This window comes from Actinomadura nitritigenes, from assembly GCF_017573545.1.
In the GTDB taxonomy this organism is placed as follows: domain Bacteria; phylum Actinomycetota; class Actinomycetes; order Streptosporangiales; family Streptosporangiaceae; genus Spirillospora; species Spirillospora nitritigenes.
Map to the genome: position 1 here is coordinate 130,591 of NZ_JAGEOK010000020.1, position 20,947 is coordinate 151,537.

The window sequence follows — 20,947 nt, forward strand, 5'->3', positions numbered from 1 at the left end:
CTCATTTGTACCGTGTCACCCCGGACCGGGGCAGCGGAACCCCGATCTTTACTTTTCGGGGCACGTCCCGAAGCTCCCGGTCTGCTCGATATCGCGCTCGGAGCCGCCGACCATCGCCTTGTAGCAGCCGGCCGCCACCTTCCACGCCTGCGCGCCCTGGTTCCAGTACGCCAGGGACCGCGAGGTCAGCGGGAACGTGACGCGCCTGCTCTGGCCCGGGGCCAGGGCGACCTTGGCGTAGCCCTTGAGCTGCCTGGGCGGCTGCGGGACGTCCACGCCGGCGGAGGGCAGCCCGAGGTACAGCTGCGGGACGGCGGTCCCCGCGCGGGTGCCGGTGTTGGTCACCGTGACCTGCACCGACGTGGACGACGCGGTCAGCCCGCTGTAGCGGAACGTCGTGTACGACAGGCCGTGCCCGAACGGGAACGCCGGCGTGAGGCCCTTGGCGTCGTAGTGCCGGTAGCCGACCATGACGCCCTCGGTGAACGCGACGGTCCTGTTCACGCCGGGGAACTGCGACGGGTTCCCGGCGAGGGGCGCGTCGCCCTCGGCTGCGGGGAAGGTGACGGGCAGCCGCCCGCCCGGGTCCACGTCGCCGTACAGGACGCGGGCCAGCGCGTTCCCGCCCTCCTGGCCCGGGTACCAGGCCTCGATGATGCCCTTCACCTGGTTGCGCCAGGGGGTGAGGACGGGGCCGCCGGTCTCCAGGACGACGATCGTGTTGGGGTTGGCCCTGGCGACGGCACCGATCAGCGCGTCCTGGTCGCCGCGCAGCGGTTCGCCGCACTGGAGCGTCAGGCAGGAGCGGTCGAAGAACTCGCCCTCGCTGTCGGTCGCGAACACGATCGCGACGTCGGCCTTGCGGGCGGCGTCGGCGGCGGCGCCCGCGTCGTCGCCGTCGTTGTAGCTGATCTTCGTGCCGGAGCCGGCGCGCCGGGCGATGCCGTCCTGCGCGCCGACGGACGTGAACGGCACGACGTTCGCCGACCCGGTCCCGCTCTGGCTCTGCCGCGCGGCCCGCCCGATCAGCGCGATCGAGGACGGCGACTTCAGCGGCAGGATCCCGCCCGCGTTGCGCAGCAGCGTGATGCCGCCCTCCGCGATGCTCCGCGCGGCGGTCTCGCTCGCCGTCCGGTCGATCGCTGCGAGGTCGTTCGGGTACGCCTGCCGGTCGAAGACCCCGAACGCGAACATCGTCCGCAGCACGTTGCGGACGTGCCCGTCGATCGTCGCCCGCGTGACCTTCTTCTGCGCGACCGCCGCCTTGAGCAGGAACGCGTTGTACTTCATGCCGAGCGGCAGCTCCATGTCGAGGCCGCCGTTGGCGGCGCCCGCGGTGTCCTGCGCGGCGGTGTGGTCGGACGGCACGAACCCCTTGAAGCCCCACTCCGCCCGCAGGATCCGGTTGAGGGCGCCGTCGTCCTGGCAGGCCCAGCGGCCGTTCAGCTTCCCGAAGCCGCACATGACGGTCGCCGCGCCGCCCTGCTTCACCGCCGCCTCGAACGGCGGCAGGTAGATCTCCCGCAGCGTCCTCGGATCGACCTTCATGTCCAGCGACAGCCGGTCGGTCTCCTGGGTGTAGACGGCCATGTGCTTGACCGACGCCATCACGCCCTGCGCCTGCGCGCCGCGGATCCACGCGGCCCCGAGCCCGGACGACAGGTAGGGGTCCTCGCCGAAGCCCTCGAACGAGCGGCCGTTGCGCGGCGCGCGCAGCACGTCCACGGTCGGCCCGAAGATCAGGTCGTTGCCGCGGTGCCGGGCCTCCCACCCGACCGTCCCGCCGTACAGCCGCGCCGCCGCCGGGTCGAACCCGGCGGCCAGCGCGATCGGCGCGGGCAGCCGGGTCGCCTTGCCCTGCCGGACGCCCGCCGGGCCGTCGGCCATGTAGAGGGGCGGGACGCCGAGGCGCGGGACGCCGCTGTTGGTGTCGGCGTGCGCGGTGTCGATGAACCCGCCGAGGGGGCCGCCGAGCGGGTCGTCCGACGCGAGCATCGCGATCTTCTCGTCGTCGGTCATCTTCGCCATGAGCAGCGCGGTCCGCCTGTCCGGGCCGAGGGCGGTGTCGCACCAGGGCCGCTGGGCCGGGTCCCCGCACCGGCTCTGCGCCGCCTGTGCGGGCCCTGCGGCCCGTGCGGCCTGCGCCGGGACGGCCGCGGACAGCGGGGCCGCGAGGGCGAGCACGGACGCCAGCGCCCCCGCGGCAGGCGTCCACCGCCCCGTCCGTCCTAACGCGCGCCGCATCAGTGCCCCTCCTCGTCCTGGACCCGCAGCGCGTTCAGGGCGAAGGCGACCATGTGGTAGTGCCCGATCAGCATCACCAGCTCGATCAGCTCCCGCTCCCCGAACCGGGTCGACAGCGCCGTCCACGTCGCGTCGGTGAGGGTGCTGCGCTCGTTCAGCTCGTCCGCCGCCGTCAGCACCATCAGGTCGCCGTCGGACCAGCCGTGGTCGTCGAGCGGCAGCCGCAGCGCCGCGACCTCGGCCTCGGTGAGGCCCGCGGCGAGGGCGAGCCGGCGGTGGTGCCCCCACTCGTAGGCGCAGTCCCGCAGGTGCGCCGTCCGCATGATGGCCAGCTCCCGGTCGCGGTCGCCGAGCAGGCCCTTCATCAGCAGGGCCGTGCCGAGCCCGATCCAGCTGCGGAACAGCGCCGGGTGGCGGCCGAGCGTGGTGAGGACGTTCAGCGGGCCGATCGACGCGGTCGCGGCTCGCAGCGTGTCGTCCCACTCCGCCTCGGGGAGCGGGGCGACGCGCGGCGCGCGGTTCCCGGGGATGTCTGCGCACATGGCGACATTTCTGCCACCAAATGGTGGGACGGTGCTACCCCACCAGCCTCACTTTGCCAATTCGTTGCATTCGGATCACGTGCGGCGCGCGGTGGCGGCGATGGCGAGATCGGCGAGCGCCCCGCGCGCCTCCTCGGCGATCGGCGCGCCGGCCAGCGCCCGGCCCACCTCGTCCAGGTAGCCGTCGATCATCGCCTCGCAGGCCGCGAGGCCGCCGGTCTCCTCGATGATCGTGCGCGCCTCGTCCACGCCGGGACGGTCCAGCCCCGGATCGCCGAGCCGGCGCTCCAGCGCCGCCGCCTGCGCCGGGGTGGCGCGTTCCAGCGTGAGCGCGACCAGCACCGTCCGCTTGCCCTCGCGCAGGTCGTCGCCCGCGGGCTTGCCGGTCTCGGCCGGGTCGCCGAACACGCCGAGCACGTCGTCGCGCAGCTGGAAGGCGATGCCGAGCGGCAGGCCGTAGCCGGTGAGCGCGGCGGTCACCCGCGGGTCCGCGCCGGCCAGCGCGGCGCCGAGGTGCAGCGGCCGCTCGATCGTGTACTTGGCGCTCTTGAACTCCACCACCCGCAGCGCCGTCTCCGCCGTCGCCCCGCCGCGGGTGCCCTCGAGCATGTCGAGGTACTGGCCGCACATGACCTCGGTGCGCATCAGGTCGTAGACGGCCCGGCCGCGGGCGCGCGGCTCCTCGTCCAGCCCGCACGTCTCGAACATCTCGCTCGACCAGGCCAGGCACAGGTCGCCGAGCAGGATCGCGGTGCCGGCGCCGAACGGCTCGGCGGCGCCCGGCCAGCCCTGCGCGCGGTGCAGCGCCTCGAACCTGCGGTGCACCGACGGCTGCCCGCGCCGGGTGTCGCTGGAGTCCATCACGTCGTCGTGGATCAGCGCGCTCGCCTGGAGCAGCTCCAGGGACGCCGCCGCGCGCACGATGGCGGGGTCGTCGACGCCGCCGCCGGCCGCGCGCCAGCCCCAGTAGCAGAACGCCGGGCGCAGCCGCTTGCCGCCCGCCAGCAGCGCGTCCAGCGCCGCCATCAGCGGCACGAGGTCGTCGCTGATGGCGAGCAGGCCGGGGCGCTGGCGGTCGACGAAGGCCAGCAGCGCCTCGTCGACCTCCTTGCGGACGCGGCTCCAGGACGAGTGGAGCGAGCCGGGGGATGCGATGGGTCGTCCTCCCGCGGGCAGGCTTGGCATGCCCGTGATCGTATCCAGCCGGACGGAATCAACCGGCCGACCAGTGAGCGATGTGTCAGTACATCCTAGGAAATGGAGGCATTACGCTGGTATGGACGTGTGCAGGATCACGCGTAACGGACGCGGGCGCGGAGCGCGGTCTCGGGCCCGCACGGGCCGGGGCCCGCGCCGGGCCCCACTGTAGGCTTGGGGGATGCGACCCGTACGTCCCGACCGGCCCCCGACCGTCCGCGAGCTGCTGGCCTCGGGCGAGCGGTCCTTCTCCTTCGAGTTCTTCCCGCCCAAGACCGACAAGGGCGCCCGGAACCTGTGGCGTACGATCCGCGAGCTGGAGCCCCTCCACCCGACGTTCGTGTCGGTCACCTACGGGGCGGGCGGCGGCACCCGCGACACGACCGTCGACATCGTCGAGCGCATCGCCACCGACACCACCCTCACCCCGGTCGCGCACTTCACCGCGGTGAACCACTCCCAGGCCGAGCTGCGCAACCTCATCGGCCGGTTCGCCGCCGCCGGCGTCCGCAACGTGCTCGCACTGCGGGGCGACCCGCCCGGCGACCCGATGGGGGACTGGGTCAAGCACCCCGAGGGCGTCGAGTACGCCGCCGAGCTCGTCCGCATGATCCGCTCCTACGGCGACTTCAGCGTCGGCGTCGCCGCGTTCCCGTACAAGCACCCGCGCTCGCCCGACATCGAGAGCGACACCCGCTACTTCGTCGAGAAATGCCGCGCCGGCGCCGACTACGCCATCACCCAGATGTTCTTCCGCGCCGACGACTACCTGCGGCTGCGCGACCGCGTCGCCGCCGCCTCCTGCGCGACGCCGATCATCCCCGGCATCATGCCGGTCACCAAGTACAGCACCATCGAGCGGTCCGAGCAGCTGTCCGGCGCGCCGTTCCCGCCCGAGGTCCGGGCCCGCTTCGACGCCGTCGCCGACGACCCCGACGCGGTGCGGCGGCTCGGCATCGAGCACGCCGCCGAGCTCTGCCGCGAGCTGCTCGACCAGGGCGCGCCCGGCATCCACTTCATCACCTTCAACCAGTCGACCGCGACGCGCGAGGTCTACGGGCTGCTGGAGTCCGGCGGGTACGGCGCCAAGGGCAGCGTCCCGCCCATGACCGCGTAGCGGGGGCCGCCGCCGGGGAACTCGAAGTCGGTCAGCAGGTCCACCATGCCGACCGAGCGGTACAGGTGCCGGGCCGGGGTCTCGGGCCGCCTGTCCAGCGTCGACAGCACGACCGTCCGCTCCGGGCGGCCCTCGCACAGCGCGGTCAGCAGGGCGCGGCCGAGGCCCCTGCCCTGCGCCTGCGGGTGCACGTGCAGCTCCGCCACCTCGAACGAGTCGTCCATCCACGTCGCGGCGTGCGCCTCGCCGCCGAGGTCGATGAGCGCCTGGTACACCACGTCGTGCCACCACTGCCCGCGCGTCCCGCGGAACCCGTACGCGAACCCGTGGACCGGGCCCGGCAGGCCGGGCAGGGCGCCGCGCCGCTCCGCGACGAACGCGCGGAACGACGGGTAGGCCGCGTGCCGCTCCATGATCGTGTGCCGGCCCGGCAGCTGCTCGTCCGGCGGCTCCATCGCGGCCCTGTACACCTCGAGCATCGGGTTGAGCCGGCGCAGGAAGGCGCGTTGGTCGATCTCGCGCAGCTTCGGGTCCCTCACCCGACAGAGACTAGACCCGCGGGGTGGTCCGCTGCGTGGACGACAGACGGTCGTAGATGTCCCAGAGGATCCGGTCGGCCGCCTTCTGCAGCGTCCCGCGCTGCGAATCGAGCCGCCCGCCCCACTGGCGCGCCTCCGGACCCAGCCACGCGTCGGTCGAGCCGAGCGTCCGCACCGGCGCGTCCAGGGCCCGCCGGACCTGGTCGATGCTGCCGTAGGCGTCGGCGTACGCGTGGTACAGCCGCTCGTACTCGGGGTTCGGCTGCTCCGTCGGCGACAGCTCGGCGGCCGCCGCGGCGGTGTACGGCGGAGGCAGGCTCCCTGGAGGCGGTGGAGCGGCCATGGCGACCTCACATCAGGCGACGTTGCTCGGTGTGCTCTTCGGGTGCGGCGCCGCGCCGTTCTGGGGCGAGGCGTTCTGCGGGGGCGGTGCGTTCTGCGCGGACGGTGCGCCGGTCGGCGTGCCCTGCCCGCCGGACCGGGTGCCCTCGGCGTGCGTCCGGGCGTCCAGATGCAGCCTGACCAGGGCCTCGCGGGTCCTGGCGCTCATGTTCGCCTCGGTGACGACCCGCACCGCCGCCGGCCGCGCCCCGGCGCGGTCGGCCTCCGCCAGGAACGCGCGCAGCCACTTCACGTCCATCGTCAGATGGTGGCTGGAGGTGCCGAGCGACTCCCGGACGGCCTTCAGCCGCGCCGCGTCTCCGTGCGCCGCCTCGACCAGGTGCGCCGCGCCCGCCGGGCCGAGCCGCGCGTACAGCGCCTCGGTGTAGTCGGGGTCTCCGGCGTCGCCCGTCAGCCGCTTCCACACCGGGTCCGGGACGGCCTTCCCGCCCTGGACGGCGGCGATGACGGCCAGCGCGTCCGCCCTGGCCGCCTTCTGCGCCGCCGGACGGTCCGGGTACCCGCCGAGGTCCCCGGCGCCACGCGGCGTCGGGGAGACCTTGTGCACGGGCGCGGTCCGGCCCGGCGCGCGCACCGGACGGGGAGCCCCGCCCGGGGACCCGCCGGTCCGCTTCGGCGCCGGCGCCGGCCGCGGCGCGGGCGGGGCGTCGACCCCGCCGCCAGGGTCGGGGTGGGTGACCGCGAAGTTGTACCGCCGCGTCAGCATCCCGAGCTGGCCGGAGACCCAGTGCGCCACCTGGTCGGCCTGCCGGTACCCGGCCTGCGAGACCCCGGCCGGCGGGCGGTGCGCGTTCAGCCAGCCCGAGATCGCGGCCTGCGCGTCCCGCAGCTGCCGGATCACCTGGTCGAGCGCGGGCGGGTCGATGCCCCGGAAGTCCGGGTCGCGCGCGGCCGGGCCGGTGCGCATCTGCGCCGTCATCGCCCCTCCCGGACGTCACTCATCGTCGGCGTGGAACGCCGCAGCGTTCCGACCCCCAGAATCACACCCGCATCAGCGGCTGTCGAGGGCCTTCTTGACCGAGTCGGGGTCGCGCGCCACCACGGCCTCCTCGCCGGCCAGGACGATCGGCCGCTGGATCAGGACCGGGTTCGCCACCATGATCTCGATCCACCGGGCGCGGTCGTGCTCGAGGTCCTTCAGCCCCAGCTCCTTGGCGACGGGCTCGCCGAGGCGCGCCACGTCCCACGGCTCCGCGCCGATGCGCTTCAGCACCGCGTCCAGCTCGCCGGCCGTCGGCGGCTCGTCCAGGTAGCGCCGCTCGGTGTACTCCACGCCCGCCTCGTCCAGCGCGGCCTTGGCGGCACGGCTCTTCGAGCAGCGCGGGTTGTGCCAGATCTCCATGGTCAGCCTCTCAACCCACCTCGGCCGGGTCGCCCCCGGTGATCCTCAGCAGTTCCTCGTAGGAGGTCGGGAAGACCGTGTGCGGATGCCCGCCCGCCGCCCACACCTCGTCGTACTTGTCCAGCCACACGTCCACGAGCGTGCGGATCGGGGCCGGGTGCCCGACCGGCGCGACGCCGCCGATCGGCTGCCCGGTCGCCTCCCGGACGAACTCGGGCGTCGCCCGCCGCACCTTCTCCGCGCCCACCAGCAGCGCGACCTTGCCGGTGTCCACGCGGTGCGCGCCGCTCGTCATCACCAGCAGCGGCGCCCCGTCGGCGTCGAACACCAGGCTGTTGGCGATCGCGCCGACCTCGCAGCCGAGCTGGTCCGCGGCCGCCTGCGCGGTGCGGGCCGAGGCCGGCAGCTCGACGATCTCTGCGGCGGCGCCGTGCCCGCGCAGCGCCGCGGCGACCCGTTCGACATTCGGATGCATGCCAGCACCCTACGGTGCCCCGGGTCGTCCGGCCCCCCGTTCGCCTGCGCGAACGCCTGCGCGGACGCCCCCTCGGACGCCTCCGGCCTGCGGAAAGCGACACCTGTTCGAACACGTTGACGAATCGGCGACCGGGCGCTTTACTGTGAGTGCGTCGAACTTATGTTCGATGTGGTGCGGGACTCGCGGCCCGTACCAGGGCGACGTCCCCGACCGGCGCAGTCGTGGCCGGCGGGACGGACGGCCGGGCGGAGTGAGGGGAAGCTCTCCGCCCGGCCGGCCCGAGCCCCGGAAGGAGGCAGTCATGTCCGCAACGATGACCTCGCACGGAGTCCACTCCGCCGCCCAGGCCGCGCCGGGCCCGCGCCACCGCGCGCTGCCCGCGCCGCGTCCGGCGCACACGGCGGTCGGCCAGCTGCACGCCGCCCGCATGGGCCTCGCCGAGGCGGCCGAGGCCACCTCGCCCGCCGTCCGCTACGTCTGCGCCCACCTCGCCGCGCTGCGCGCGGCCGCCGCGGTGCTGGCGTCCAAGGAGCCCCTGGAGACCCACCGCCGCGGGCGCCCGCGCAGCGTCTGGGTGCTGCTGCCCGAGGCCGAGCCCGCGCTGCGCGAGTGGGCCGCGTTCTTCGCCGCCGGCGCCGACAAGCGCGCCGCCGCCGAGGCCGGGCTCCCGCGCGCCGTCACCCCGCGCGAGGCCGAGGAGCTCCTCCACGACGCCGAGGTCTTCGTCACCCTCGTCGAGGACACCCTTGGCATCACCAGTCAGCCCACGCTCTATTGATTGCAGTGCCCTTGGCGTCAGGCCGTTAGACGGCCTTCCTTCGGCGGGCCCTGCGTGCGATCGCTGCATCGCTCCGGCTCGCCCTGGGGGCTCGCTGCGCGATCGGATTCTCGCAGGCTCGAATCCGGCTTCGCTCGCGATCGCGACGGCCCGGGTCGTCGCGTGGCCGGGGGAGCGGCTGAGGCCGCCGGAACAACCGAGGACACTTCCCAGCCGGCCGCGCCGGTGCCGGTCGCAATCCCCCCGAGCCGACCGGCACCGGCGCGGTCCCGTCTCAGGGCGCGTCCGCCAGGACGCCCTCGGCGCGGAGATGGTCGACCAGCAGGCGGCCGATGTGGCGGATGTGCCCGGCCATCGCGGTGCGGGCGGCCTCCGCGTCGCGGGCGCGCAGGGCGGCGAAGACGGCGGAGTGGTCGTGCGCGGACGCCTCCGCCCAGCCCTCGATCCGCCCGAAGAAGCCCAGCGGGACGTAGTGCACGGTCAGCGCCAGCAGCGTCGTCAGCCGCGACGAGCCGGAGGACCGGTTGATCGTCCGGTGGATCTCGTGGTTGAGGCGGTCGACGAGGTCGGCGTCCCGGTCGCGGGCGGCGGCCTCCAGCCGGGCCTGGACCTGCTCGAGCCGCTCGATCCCGGCGCTCTCCAGCGCGGTGGCGGCGCGGGCGGCCAGCTCGCCGGCGATGTGAGCCTGCACCTCGAACAGGTCGTCGACGTCCCGCTCGGTGAGCGGCAGCACGCGGAAGCCGCGGCGCGGCTCCCAGCGGACCGCGCCCTCGCTGTGCAGGATCATCAGCGCCTCCCGCACCGGGGTCGCGCTGATGCCGAGCTCGGCGGCGAGGTGCTCGGTGCGGAGGTAGCCGGGCGCGCGCAGGGCGCCGATCATGATGGCCTCGCGGACGTGCGCGGCGACCATCTCGCTGAGCTGGTGCCTGCCGCGCATCGCGGGGAGGCGTCCCGCGGCCGGTGCCGGGCCGGCGGACATGACCTGCGCACCCCCGCTCGCCGCGTGTCCGGAACGGGCCGAGCATACCGCCGGCGGGCCGGCGGGCCGGCGGATGCCGGAGGGCCCTCATGCATACTCTATAGAATGCAGAGTGACGTGACGCCGCCGCTCGCGGGGCTGCGGGTGGTCGAGCTGTCCAGCTTCGTCGCCTCGCCGCTCGGCGGGATGACCCTCGCCCAGCTCGGCGCCGACGTGATCCGGGTCGACCAGATCGGCGGCGGCCCCGACATCGACCGGTGGCCGCTCGCCCCGTCCGGCCGCAGCCTGTACTGGGCCGGCCTCAACAAGGGCAAGCGGTCGCTGACCGCGGACCTGCGGTCGGCCGAAGGGCGCGCCCTCGTCGCGCGGCTGGCCGCCCGCGCCGGCGTGGTGCTGACGAACGCGCCGCCCCGCGACGGCCTCACCTACGAGGCGCTGCGCGAGGCGCGTCCCGACCTGATCCACGTCCAGCTCCTCGGGACGCGCGACGGCGGCAACGCCGTGGACTACACGGTGAACGCCGCGGTCGGCCTCCCGTCGCTCACCGGGCCGTCCGCGAGCGCCGAGCCGTCCAACCACGTGCTGCCCGCCTGGGACGTCGCGTGCGGGCTGTACCTCGCGGTCGGGCTGCTGGCCGCCGAGCGCCACCGGCTGCGCACCGGCGAGGGGACGCGGCTGCGGGTCGCCCTGTCCGACGTCGCCCTCGCCACCGCCGGCAACCTCGGCATGCTCGCCGAGGCGCAGCTCGGGCAGGTCCGGCCGCGGCTCGGCAACCACCTGTTCGGCGACTTCGGCCGCGACTTCGCCACCGCCGACGGGCGCGTCATGGTCGCCGTCCTCACCGCCCGCCACTGGCGCGACCTGGTCGCCGCCACCGGCCTCACCGAGGTCGCGGAGGCGCTGGAACGCGCGCTCGGCGCCGACTTCCGCACCGCGGGCGACCGCTACACCTACCGGGACGCGCTCGGCGGCGTCCTCGCGCCGTGGTTCGCGTCCCGGACCTGCGCCGAGGTCGAGGACGGCCTGAAGGGCGCCTCCGTGCTGCGCTCCCGGTACCGCGACTTCGCGGAGGTCGCCGCCGGCCTGCACGACGAGCCGATCATGGGCGAGATCGACCAGCCGGGCATCGGCCGCCACCTCGCCCCCGCGTCCCCGCTGCGGCTGGGCGACGGCGTCCCCGTCCCGGCGCCCGCCCCGGAGCTGGGGCGGCACACCGGCGAGATCCTCCGCGACGTCCTGGGCGTCCCCGCCGACGAGGTGGAGGACCTGCGCGCCCGCGGCGTCGCCGGCGAGCCCCGCCCACCGCGCTGACGCGAGGATGACCTGCTTTGCGGCCCTTTCGGGTGGTTGTGCGATCGTTAGGGCGGCGAAGTAAGGGAGGGCATCGTGACGGCGCGGGGCGGACGAGGGCTGGTGCCGCTGCTGGCGTTCCTCGGCGTGATGGCGTACTCGCTGTCGATGGCGGTCGTGACGCCGGCGCTCGCGCTGATCCAGCAGGGCCTGCACACCACGGCGGCCGGCGCCGCCTGGGCGCTCACGTCGATGACGCTGTCGGCGGCCGTGGCGACGCCCGTGGTCGGCCGGCTCGGCGACCTGTACGGGCCGCGCCGCGTGCTGCTCGCGGTGCTGGTGATCGCCACCGTCGGCATGGTCGTCGCGGCGGCGGCGGGGTCGCTGCCGCTGATGCTGCTCGGCCGGATGCTGAGCGGGATCGGCGGCGGCGTGTTCCCGCTCGCCTACACGATCATCCGGGACGTCTTCCCGCCCGCCCGGACGGCGTCGGCGGTCGGCCTGATGTCGTCCATGCTGGGCCTCGGCGGCGCGGTGTCGTGGTGCCTGGCGGGCCCGATCATCGACCTGCTGGGCTGGCGCTGGCTGCTGTGGGTGCCGGTGGCCGGGCTCGTGCCGGGCGTCCTGCTCGCCTGGTGGATCGTTCCAGCATCCGAGCCCCGGGAGGCCGCCGGCGTCGACTGGTGGGGCGCCGCGCTGTTCGCCGGCTGGCTCGTCGCGGCGCTGACCGCGCTCACCGAGGGGATGGACTGGGGCTGGACGTCTCCGGGCGTCCTCGGCCTGCTCGGCCTCGCCGCGCTGCTGGCGGCGGCGTGGCTGCGGGTCGAGACCCGCGTCGCCGAGCCCCTGGTCGACCTGCGGCTGATGCGGGTCCGCGGGGTCTGGACGGCCAACGCCGCGTCCCTGCTGTCGGGGTACGCGCTGATGGCGGGCGGGCTGCTGTTCCCGCTGCTCGTCCAGCTGCCCGCGAGCACCGGGTACGGCTTCGGCGGGACGGCCACGCAGGCGGCCCTCCTGCAGCTGCCGGCCAGCATCGGGATGACGGCGGCGGGGATGACCGCCGGGCTCCTCGACCGCCGGATCGGGTCCCGCCTGGTCCTGCTCGGCGGGGCGGTGCTGACCGCCGCCGGCTACGCCTTCGTGGTGGTCCAGCACGCGGCGATGTGGCAGCTCTACGTCGGCGGGCTCGGCCGCGGCATCGGCCTCGGGTTCGCCTACGCCGCCGTCGCGAACCTCGTCGTCGCGGCGGTCCCGGCGGGGGAGACGGGCGTCGCCACCGGCATCAACACCCTCATCCGCACCGTCGGCGCGTCCCTCGGCACGCAGGTCAGCGCCGTGATCGTGGCGGGCCTGCCCGGCGAGCGCGGCTTCTCGGCGGGGTTCGCGGTCAGCGCCGCCGTCATGGTCGCCGTGCTCCCGCTCGCCCTGCTCGTCCCGCGCCGCGGGCGCCGCTCGCGCGGCGGGGTCACGTCCCCCGGAAAGGAATGCCGGACCGCTCCCGTGTCGTGATGCGGCGGCATGGACGCAGAGTGATGGATGCGGCTCGCGAGCCCCGGGGAACCGGCGCGTGCGGAAGAGACCTCCGCGCTTTTCCCGGAGGATTTCCCGCCCGCAGAGGAATCCGGGCGGAATCGCCGTCGAGTTCCCGCCGCCCGGCCGGGCGCGCGGACGAAACGGAACGGGACCCGGCGGTGCCGGGTCCCGTCTCGGCGGTGCGGTCGATCAGTACTTCCCGAGGGGGGACGGACCCCCGCGGTCCCGGCGGCCGGCCGGGATCAGAACGACTCGACGGCGCGGCGCGCCTCCGGGTCGAGCACGCCCCAGGTGATGAGCTCCTCGGTCAGCTCGGTCGGGGACTTGTCATAGATGACCGCCAGGGAGCGCAGGTCTTCCTGGCGGATGGACAGGACCTTTCCGTTGTAGTCGCCCCGCTGGCTCTGGATCGTCGCGGCGTAACGGGCGAGAGGACCGGCCTTGTCCTTCGGAAGCTGCTGCAGCCGCTCAAGGTCGATGACGAGCTTGGGCGTGGGCCCGAGCGGGCTCGGCGCGGCTCCGCCGGGCAGCAACTCGGAGACCGGCACGCCGTAGAAATCGGCGAGCTCGGCCAGCTTCTGAACGGTGACGGCGCGGTCGCCCCGCTCGTACGAACCCACGACGACGGCCTTCCAGCGGCCGCGGGACTTCTCCTCCACACCGTGCAGCGACAGCCCCTGCTGGGTGCGGATGGCGCGCAGGCGCGCGCCGAGAGCCTTTGCGTATTCAGACGGCATTTGCGGCCCCCAGGCTCACTTTCGTCGTCGGTTGGACCCCGGCGGACGCCGGGGGGAGACAGATTCCCGGAGCCATTGGGGCCCAAGACCCTGTCCCCAGGGATGGTTACGGACAGTGACGGTAAAACGGTGAGGGCCCTAGGTCAAGCTGATTGGAAAAAAGCGGTCGAATCCGCAGGTCTCGATCCGGGCCGTCCGGATCCCCGCAACCCCTGGCGGGCAAGGGGGCGCGGGGTTGCGGCGGGCCGCCGGACGGCCTCCGAAACGGGCCGAGTGTGACCCCTCTCACCAGGCAAGACGCGGAAGGGCCGGGTGCGGAGCAGCCGCGCCCGGCTGCTACCGTGTCGGGGACAAGACGTCCTTTAAGACCCGTCCCGTGAGGCGGGAAAGGAGGTTTCGGTGGTGAATGCTGCCTCCAGGCCGGAACGGCCTGCGGGGGCGCGCCCGGACACGGACCCCCGGCCCAAGGCCGTTCTGGAGGGTCCCGACATCAGACGGGCGCTGACCCGGATCGCGCACGAGATCCTCGAACGCACCAAGGGCGGGCACGACGTCCTGCTCCTCGGCATCCAGACGCGCGGCGTGACGCTCGCCGAGCGGCTCGCCGGCCTGCTGCACGACGTCGAGGGCCGGCCGGTGCCGTGGGGGTCCCTCGACGTCACCATGTACCGCGACGACCTGCGCATGCGTCCCGCCCGCGCGCTCGGCCGCACCGAGCTGCCGTCCGACGGGATCGACGACCGCGTCGTCGTGCTGGTCGACGACGTGCTGTTCTCCGGCCGGACGGTCCGCGCCGCGCTCGACGCGCTCAACGACCTCGGGCGGCCGCGCGCCGTCCAGCTCGCCGTCCTGGTGGACCGCGGGCACCGGGAACTGCCCATCCGCGCCGACTACGTGGGCAAGAACCTGCCCACCTCGATGCGCGAGAACGTCCGGGTGCTGCTGGCCGAGAACGACGGCCGCGACGCCGTCCTGCTCGGCCCCGCGGCAGGGGCGCCCGTCCCCGCGGAGGGAGCCAAGTGAAACGCCATCTGATCTCGGCGGCCGACCTCACCCGCGACGACGCGCTGCTGGTGCTGGACACGGCCGAGGAACTGGCCCAGATCGCGAGCCGCGCCGTCAAGAAGCTGCCGACGCTGCGCGGCCGGACGGTCGTCAACCTGTTCTTCGAGGACTCCACCCGCACCCGGATCTCGTTCGAGGCGGCCGCCAAGCGGCTGTCGGCCGACGTGATCAACTTCTCCGCGAAGGGGTCCAGCGTGTCCAAGGGCGAGAGCCTGAAGGACACCGCGCTCACCCTGGAGGCGATGGGCGCCGACGGCGTCGTCATCCGGCACAGCGCCTCGGGCGCCCCGCACCGGCTCGCGGGATGGGTGCAGGGCAGCGTCGTCAACGCCGGCGACGGCACCCACGAGCACCCGACGCAGGCGCTGCTGGACGCGTTCACGATGCGCAAGCGGCTCGGCGAGCTGGAGGGCCGCCGCGTCACCATCGTCGGCGACGTCCTGCACAGCCGGGTGGCACGATCCAACGTGCTGCTGCTGAACACCCTCGGCGCCGACGTCACCGTCGTCGCGCCGCCGACGCTGCTCCCGGTCGCGATCGACACCTGGCCGTGCTCGGTCTCCTACGACCTGGACGGCGTGCTCCCCAAGAGCGACGTCATCATGATGCTGCGCGTCCAGCAGGAGCGGATGAACGCCGCCTACTTCCCGACGGTGCGCGAGTACAGCCGCCGCTACGGCCTCGACGCCGAGCGCATGGCGGCGCTGCCCGACCACGCCATCGTCATGCACCCCGGCCCGATGAACCGCGGCGTCGAGATCGCCGCGGAGGTCGCCGACTCCGTCCGTTCCACGATCGTCGAGCAGGTCGCCAACGGCGTCAGCGCCCGCATGGCGGTGCTGTACCTGCTGCTCGGAGGCTCCGAGCCCGCCATCGGCCAGGAGGTCTCCCAGTGAGCACGTACATCATCAAGGGCGCCCGCGTCCTCGGCGGCGAGCCGGCCGACGTCCTGGTCCGCGACGGCGTCATCGCCGAGGTCGGGACCGGCCTGGACGGGTCCGGCGCGCAGGTCGTCGACGCGGCGGGCCTCGTCGCGCTGCCCGGCCTGGTCGACCTGCACACCCACCTGCGCGAGCCCGGCCGCGAGGACGCCGAGACCGTCGAGTCCGGCACGAAGGCGGCGGCGATGGGCGGCTACACGGCCGTCCACGCGATGGCCAACACCGACCCGGTCGCCGACACCGCCGGCGTCGTCGAGCAGGTGTGGCGGCTCGGCCGCGAGGCCGGGTACTGCGACGTCCAGCCCGTCGGGGCGGTGACGCGCGGGATCGCCGGCGAGAAGCTCGCCGAGCTCGGCGCGATGGCCGACTCCGCCGCGCGGGTCCGGGTGTTCTCCGACGACGGGCACTGCGTGTCCGACGCGGTGATCATGCGGCGCGCGCTGGAGTACGTGAAGGCGTTCGACGGCGTCGTCGCCCAGCACGCCCAGGAGCCCCGGCTCACCGAGGGCGCGCAGATGAACGAGGGCGAGATGTCGGCGGCGCTCGGGCTGCGCGGCTGGCCCGCCGTCGCCGAGGAGGCGATCATCGCCCGGGACGTGCTGCTCGCCCAGCACGTCGGGTCGCGGCTGCACGTCTGCCACGTCTCCACCGCCGGCTCGGTGGAGATCATCCGGTGGGCGAAGAGCAAGGGCTGCCCGGTGACCGCCGAGGTCACGCCGCACCACCTGCTGCTGAACGACGCCAAGGCCGGCACCTACGACCCGATCTTCAAGGTCAACCCGCCGCTGCGCACCGCCGACGACGTCACCGCGCTGCGGCACGCGCTCGCCGACGGCACCATCGACTGCGTCGCCACCGACCACGCCCCCCACCCGGTCGAGGCCAAGGAGACCGAGTGGGCGGTCGCCGCGATGGGCATGATCGGGCTGGAGACGGCGCTGCCGGTCGTCCAGGAGGCGATGGTCGAGACCGGCCTGCTGGACTGGGCCGGGGTCGCCGACCGGATGTCGTACCGTCCCGCGAAGATCGGCCGCCTGTCCGGACAGGGCCGTCCGCTGGAGGCGGGGTCGCCCGCCAACATCACGCTGTACGACCCGTCGCCGCGCCGCGCCGTCGACCCGTCGGCGATGACCTCCAAGAGCCGCAACACCCCGTTCGCGGGGCTGGAACTGCCCGGCCGGGTCGTCGCGACGTTCCTGCGCGGCGAGCCGACCGTCCTGGAAGGGAAGCTTCAGTGACCCCTGCACTGCTCGTTCTGGAAGACGGCAGGGTCTTCCGCGGGACCGCCTACGGCGCCACGGGCGAGACCTTCGGCGAGATGGTCTTCAACACCGGCATGACCGGCTACCAGGAGACGCTCACCGACCCCTCCTACGCCCGCCAGATCGTCGCGATGACGTCCCCCCACATCGGCAACACCGGCGTCAACGCCGAGGACCCGGAGTCGGCGCGGATCCAGGTCGCCGGGTACGTGGTGCGCGAGCCCGCGCGCGTGGCGTCCAACTGGCGCGCGACCGGCTCGCTCGGGTCGCTGCTGCGCGAGCAGGGGATCGTGGGCATCGCGATCCCCGGCACCCGCGCGCTGACGCGGCACCTGCGCGACCGGGGCGCGATGCGCGCCGGCGTCTTCAGCGGCCCGGACGCCCTCGCCCCCGGCGAGGACGCGCTGCTGGAGCGCGTCCGGACGAGCCCGTCGATGGAGGGCGCCGACCTTGCGCGGGACGTTTCGGCCGCCGAGCCCTACGTCGTCGCGGCGCAAGGCGAGAAGCGTTTCACCGTCGCCGCCGTCGACCTCGGCATCAAGGCGATGACCCCCTACCGGATGTCCGAGCGGGGCTGCGAGGTGCACGTGCTGCCCGCGGCCAGCACCGCCGAGGACATCCTCGCGCTGAACCCCGACGGGGTGTTCTTCTCCAACGGCCCCGGCGACCCCGCCGCCGCCGGCTACGCCGTCGACGCGCTGCGCGGCGTCCTGGACGCGGGCAAGCCGTTCTTCGGCATCTGCTTCGGCAACCAGATCTTCGGCCGCGCGCTCGGCCTCGGCACCTACAAGCTGCGGTTCGGGCACCGGGGCATCAACCAGCCCGTCCAGGACCGGACGACCGGGAAGGTCGACGTGTCGGCGCACAACCACGGGTTCGCCGTGGACGCGCCCACCGACGGCCCGTTCGACACCCCCTACGGGCGCGCCGAGGTCAGCCACGTGAACCTCAACGACGGCTGCGTCGAGGGGCTGCGGCTGCTGGACCGCCCCGCGTTCTCCGTCCAATACCACCCGGAGGCCGCGGCGGGCCCGCACGACGCGTCCGGGCTCTTCGACCGTTTCTGCGACCTGATGGAGGCGTCGAAGTAATGCCGCGCCGCGAAGACCTGAAGTCCGTCCTGGTCATCGGCTCGGGGCCGATCGTCATCGGCCAGGCGTGCGAGTTCGACTACTCCGGCACCCAGGCGTGCCGGGTGCTGAAGGCCGAGGGCCTGCGGGTGACGCTGGTCAACAGCAACCCCGCCACGATCATGACCGACCCGGAGTTCGCCGACGCCACCTACGTCGAGCCGATCACCCCCGAGGTCGTCGAGAAGATCATCGCCAAGGAGCGGCCGGACGCGCTGCTGCCCACCCTGGGCGGGCAGACGGCCCTCAACACCGCCATCGCGCTCTACGAGAGCGGCGTCCTCGCCGGGTACGGGGTCGAGCTGATCGGCGCCGACGTCGACGCCATCCAGGCGGGCGAGAACCGGGAGAAGTTCAAGGAGATCGTCGCCAAGGTCGCGCGCGAGCAGGGCCTGAACGCCGAGTCCGCCCGGTCGGTCATCTGCCACACCATGGACGAGATCATCGCGGCGGCCGGCGAGCTCGGCTACCCGCTCGTCGTCCGGCCGTCGTTCACCATGGGCGGCCGCGGCTCCGGCTTCGCCCACGACGAGGACGAGCTGCGCCGCATCGCCGGCGCCGGCCTCGACGCGTCCCCGACCAGCGAGGTGCTCCTGGAGGAGTCGATCCTCGGCTGGAAGGAGTACGAGCTGGAGGTCATGCGGGACCGCGCCGACAACGTGGTCATCGTCTGCTCCATCGAGAACCTCGACCCGATGGGCGTGCACACCGGCGACTCGATCACCGTCGCGCCCGCCATGACGCTGACCGACCGCGAGTACCAGAACATGCGCGACGTCGCGATCGCGGTGATCCGCGAGGTCGGCGTCGACACCGGCGGCTGCAACATCCAGTTCGCCGTGCACCCCGGCACCGGCCGGATGATCGTCATCGAGATGAACCCGCGGGTGTCGCGGTCGTCCGCACTGGCGTCCAAGGCCACCGGCTTCCCGATCGCCAAGATCGCCGCGAAGCTGGCCATCGGCTACACCCTCGACGAGATCCCCAACGACATCACCCGCGAGACGCCCGCGTCGTTCGAGCCGACCCTCGACTACGTCGTGGTGAAGGTGCCGCGGTTCGCGTTCGAGAAGTTCCCCGGCGCCGACCCGACCCTCACCACCCACATGAAGTCGGTCGGCGAGGCCATGGCGATCGGCCGCTGCTTCACCGAGGCGCTGCAGAAGGCGCTGCGGTCCCTGGAGCGCAAGGGCTCGTCGTTCAGCTGGGCCGGCGCCGCCGACGACGCCGCGCTGCTGGAGTCGGCGCGGCGGCCGCACGACGGGCGCCTCCGCGATGTCCAGCGGGCGCTGTGGGCCGGGGCGAGCGTCCAGGAGGTCTACGAGGCGACCGGGATCGACCCCTGGTTCCTCGACCAGATCGCCGCGATCAACGAGATCGCCGAGGAGATCCGCACCGCCGACGACGCGCTCACCAAGGACAAGCTCCTGCGCGCCAAGCGGCACGGGTTCTCCGACGCGCAGATCGGCGAGCTGCGGGGCCTGTCGGAGGAGGTCGTCCGGGAGCTGCGGCACGCGCTCGGCGTCCGCCCCGTCTACCTGACGGTCGACACCTGCGCCGCCGAGTTCGCCGCGCAGACCCCGTACCTGTACTCCGCCTACGACGAGGAGACCGAGGTCCCGCCGGGCGAGAAGCCCAAGGTGATCATCCTCGGCAGCGGCCCCAACCGGATCGGGCAGGGCGTCGAGTTCGACTACTCGTGCGTCCACGCCTCGTTCGCGCTGGCCGAGGCCGGCTACGAGACCGTGATGGTCAACTGCAACCCCGAGACGGTCTCCACCGACTACGACACCTCCGACCGGCTCTACTTCGAGCCGCTCACCCTGGAGGACGTCCTGGAGGTGGTGTACGCCGAGCAGCAGTCCGGCGAGGTCGCGGGCGTCATCGTCCAGCTCGGCGGGCAGACCCCGCTCGGCCTGGCGCAGAAGCTGAAGGACGCCGGCGTGCCGATCGTCGGGACGTCCCCCGAGAGCATCCACCTCGCCGAGGAGCGCGGCGCGTTCGGCCGCGTCCTGCACCGGGCCGGGCTGCTCGCGCCCAAGCACGGCACCGCCGGCTCCTACGAGGAGGCCCGCGAGATCGCCGACGAGATCGGCTACCCCGTGCTCGTCCGCCCCTCCTACGTGCTCGGCGGGCGCGGCATGGAGATCGTGTACGACGACACCACGCTGGAGTCGTACATGGCGCGGGCCACCGAGGCCAGCCCGGAGCACCCCGTGCTCGTCGACCGGTTCCTGGACGAGGCCATCGAGATCGACGTCGACGCCCTCTACGACGGCGAGGAGCTGTACCTCGGCGGCGTCATGGAGCACATCGAGGAGGCCGGCATCCACTCCGGCGACTCGGCGTGCGCGCTGCCGCCCATCACCCTCGGCCACGACGACGTCCGCCGCATCCGCGAGTCCACCGAGGCGCTCGCCAAGGGCGTCGGGGTGCGCGGGCTGATGAACGTCCAGTACGCGCTGGCGGCGGGCGTCCTGTACGTCCTGGAGGCCAACCCGCGCGCGTCCCGGACCGTCCCGTTCGTGTCCAAGGCGACCGCGGTGCAGCTCGCCAAGGCCGCCGCCCGCGTCATGATGGGCGCCACGATCGCCGAGCTGCGCGCCGAGGGGCTGCTGCCGGAGTCCGGCGACGGCGGTTCCCTGCCGCTGGACGCGCCGATCGCGGTGAAGGAGGCCGTGCTGCCCTTCGACCGGTTCCGCAACGAGCGCGGGCAGGGCGTCGACACCATCCTCGGCCCCGAGATGCGCTCCACCGGCGAGGTCATGGGCATCGACGAGGTGTTCGGCACCGCGTTCGCCAAGTCGCAGCAGGCCGCCTACGGCTCGCTGCCCACCAAGGGCCGCGCGTTCGTGTCGGTCGCCAACCGGGACAAGCGGCACATGATCTTCCCGGTCAAGCGGCTCGCTGACCTGGGCTTTGAGATTCTTGCCACGGAAGGGACCGCGGAGGTCCTGCGCCGCAACGGCGTGCGTGCCAAGATCGTGCGCAAGCACAGCGAAGGCCCGGGCCCGGCCGGCGAGCCCACCATCGTGCGGCGCGTCCTGGACGGCGAGGTCGACCTCATCGTCAATACTCCCTTCGGAAGCCCCGGCCAGTCGGGGCCGCGGCTCGACGGGTACGAGATCCGCACCGCGGCCGTGCTGCGGGGCGTACCGTGCGTGACGACCGTCCAGGGGCTCGCCGCCGCCGTCCAGGGCATCGAGGCCGTCGCGGGCGGCCAGGTCGGCGTCCGCTCCCTCCAGGAGCACGCCGAGCGGCTCAGCGGCGCCCACGGGCGCACCGGCGCGGTCACTCCCGCGGGTGACGGCACGGTGGCGCCCGGGTGACAGCCGCCGCGCGGGCGGGGCCGACGCCCCGCCCGCGCGGCG

General features: G+C 73.8%; 19 protein-coding genes. 9 read left to right on the top strand and 10 right to left on the bottom strand.

The genetic code is table 11. The annotated features are described in order from the left end of the window. Positions 1 to 48: 48 nt before the first annotated feature. The 3 genes from J4557_RS29315 to J4557_RS29325 form a co-directional block, all read right to left on the bottom strand. The gene (locus J4557_RS29315; protein WP_208269974.1) at positions 49 to 2,244 is read right to left on the bottom strand and encodes a beta-glucosidase; all 2,196 of its coding nucleotides are present in this window, start codon (positions 2,242 to 2,244) and stop codon (positions 49 to 51) included. Beyond that, positions 2,244 to 2,786, bottom strand: coding sequence for a carboxymuconolactone decarboxylase family protein (locus J4557_RS29320; RefSeq protein WP_208269975.1), 543 nt, complete (start codon positions 2,784 to 2,786; stop codon positions 2,244 to 2,246). Before J4557_RS29320 ends, J4557_RS29315 begins: the two co-directional genes overlap by 1 nt. Before the next feature lie 75 nt (positions 2,787 to 2,861). Beyond that, entirely contained in the window at positions 2,862 to 3,971 is a 1,110-nt protein-coding gene (locus J4557_RS29325) for a polyprenyl synthetase family protein (RefSeq protein WP_208269976.1), read from the bottom strand. Between the two features lie 193 nt (positions 3,972 to 4,164). On the opposite strand from J4557_RS29325, the gene metF reads away from it, so the two are divergent. Next, a complete protein-coding gene (gene metF, locus J4557_RS29330) occupies positions 4,165 to 5,100 on the top strand; it encodes a methylenetetrahydrofolate reductase [NAD(P)H] (protein WP_208269977.1) in 936 nt (311 codons plus the stop codon). Here the strand turns inward: metF and J4557_RS29335 are convergent. The 5 genes from J4557_RS29335 to J4557_RS29355 all read right to left on the bottom strand — a co-directional run bounded on the left by J4557_RS29335 (position 5,037) and on the right by J4557_RS29355 (position 7,858). Next, positions 5,037 to 5,639, bottom strand: coding sequence for a GNAT family N-acetyltransferase (locus tag J4557_RS29335; RefSeq protein ID WP_208269978.1), 603 nt, complete (start codon positions 5,637 to 5,639; stop codon positions 5,037 to 5,039). The two genes, metF and J4557_RS29335, sit on opposite strands and share 64 nt — an antisense overlap. A gap of 10 nt (positions 5,640 to 5,649) precedes the next feature. Continuing rightward, entirely contained in the window at positions 5,650 to 5,982 is a 333-nt protein-coding gene (locus J4557_RS29340; protein ID WP_208269979.1) for a hypothetical protein, read from the bottom strand. Between the two features lie 12 nt (positions 5,983 to 5,994). Then, entirely contained in the window at positions 5,995 to 6,960 is a 966-nt protein-coding gene (locus J4557_RS29345; RefSeq protein ID WP_208269980.1) for a hypothetical protein, read from the bottom strand. Positions 6,961 to 7,032: 72 nt separating this feature from the next. Beyond that, positions 7,033 to 7,383, bottom strand: coding sequence for an arsenate reductase family protein (locus tag J4557_RS29350; RefSeq protein ID WP_208269981.1), 351 nt, complete (start codon positions 7,381 to 7,383; stop codon positions 7,033 to 7,035). 10 nt (positions 7,384 to 7,393) lie between these two features. Next, on the bottom strand, positions 7,394 to 7,858 hold the full coding sequence (locus J4557_RS29355; RefSeq protein WP_208269982.1) for a YbaK/EbsC family protein: 465 nt from the start codon (positions 7,856 to 7,858) through the stop codon (positions 7,394 to 7,396). A gap of 304 nt (positions 7,859 to 8,162) precedes the next feature. Between J4557_RS29355 and J4557_RS29360 the strand changes: the two genes are divergently transcribed. Next, entirely contained in the window at positions 8,163 to 8,639 is a 477-nt protein-coding gene (locus J4557_RS29360) for an SAV_6107 family HEPN domain-containing protein (protein WP_208269983.1), read from the top strand. Between the two features lie 274 nt (positions 8,640 to 8,913). On the opposite strand, the gene J4557_RS29365 is transcribed toward J4557_RS29360, so the two are convergent. Then, complete coding sequence (locus J4557_RS29365) at positions 8,914 to 9,618, bottom strand: GntR family transcriptional regulator (RefSeq protein WP_208269984.1); 705 nt, start codon at positions 9,616 to 9,618, stop codon at positions 8,914 to 8,916. A gap of 105 nt (positions 9,619 to 9,723) precedes the next feature. Here J4557_RS29365 and J4557_RS29370 point away from each other — a divergent pair, with 105 nt between their 5' ends. Both J4557_RS29370 and J4557_RS29375 read left to right on the top strand, forming a co-directional pair. Next, entirely contained in the window at positions 9,724 to 10,929 is a 1,206-nt protein-coding gene (locus tag J4557_RS29370) for a CoA transferase (protein ID WP_243776514.1), read from the top strand. Between the two features lie 75 nt (positions 10,930 to 11,004). Next, complete coding sequence (locus J4557_RS29375; RefSeq protein WP_307800275.1) at positions 11,005 to 12,417, top strand: MFS transporter; 1,413 nt, start codon at positions 11,005 to 11,007, stop codon at positions 12,415 to 12,417. A 266-nt stretch (positions 12,418 to 12,683) separates the two neighbouring features. Here the strand turns inward: J4557_RS29375 and bldD are convergent, their stop codons facing one another. Then, positions 12,684 to 13,178, bottom strand: coding sequence for a transcriptional regulator BldD (gene bldD / locus J4557_RS29380; protein WP_030145002.1), 495 nt, complete (start codon positions 13,176 to 13,178; stop codon positions 12,684 to 12,686). 402 nt (positions 13,179 to 13,580) lie between these two features. Between bldD and pyrR the strand changes: the two genes are divergently transcribed. Genes pyrR through carB form a run of 5 tightly spaced genes read left to right on the top strand, consistent with a single transcriptional unit; the run spans position 13,581 to position 20,905 of the window. Then, complete coding sequence (pyrR, locus tag J4557_RS29385) at positions 13,581 to 14,201, top strand: bifunctional pyr operon transcriptional regulator/uracil phosphoribosyltransferase PyrR (protein WP_208270025.1); 621 nt, start codon at positions 13,581 to 13,583, stop codon at positions 14,199 to 14,201. Then, complete coding sequence (locus tag J4557_RS29390; protein ID WP_208269985.1) at positions 14,198 to 15,139, top strand: aspartate carbamoyltransferase catalytic subunit; 942 nt, start codon at positions 14,198 to 14,200, stop codon at positions 15,137 to 15,139. The genes pyrR and J4557_RS29390 overlap by 4 nt, the downstream gene beginning before the upstream one ends. Beyond that, the gene (locus tag J4557_RS29395) at positions 15,136 to 16,422 is read left to right on the top strand and encodes a dihydroorotase (RefSeq protein ID WP_208269986.1); all 1,287 of its coding nucleotides are present in this window, start codon (positions 15,136 to 15,138) and stop codon (positions 16,420 to 16,422) included. The genes J4557_RS29390 and J4557_RS29395 overlap by 4 nt, the downstream gene beginning before the upstream one ends. After that, a complete protein-coding gene (carA, locus tag J4557_RS29400) occupies positions 16,419 to 17,537 on the top strand; it encodes a glutamine-hydrolyzing carbamoyl-phosphate synthase small subunit (protein WP_208269987.1) in 1,119 nt (372 codons plus the stop codon). The genes J4557_RS29395 and carA overlap by 4 nt, the downstream gene beginning before the upstream one ends. Then, complete coding sequence (gene carB, locus J4557_RS29405; RefSeq protein WP_208269988.1) at positions 17,537 to 20,905, top strand: carbamoyl-phosphate synthase large subunit; 3,369 nt, start codon at positions 17,537 to 17,539, stop codon at positions 20,903 to 20,905. The genes carA and carB overlap by 1 nt, the downstream gene beginning before the upstream one ends. The last annotated feature ends 42 nt before the right edge of the window (positions 20,906 to 20,947 follow it).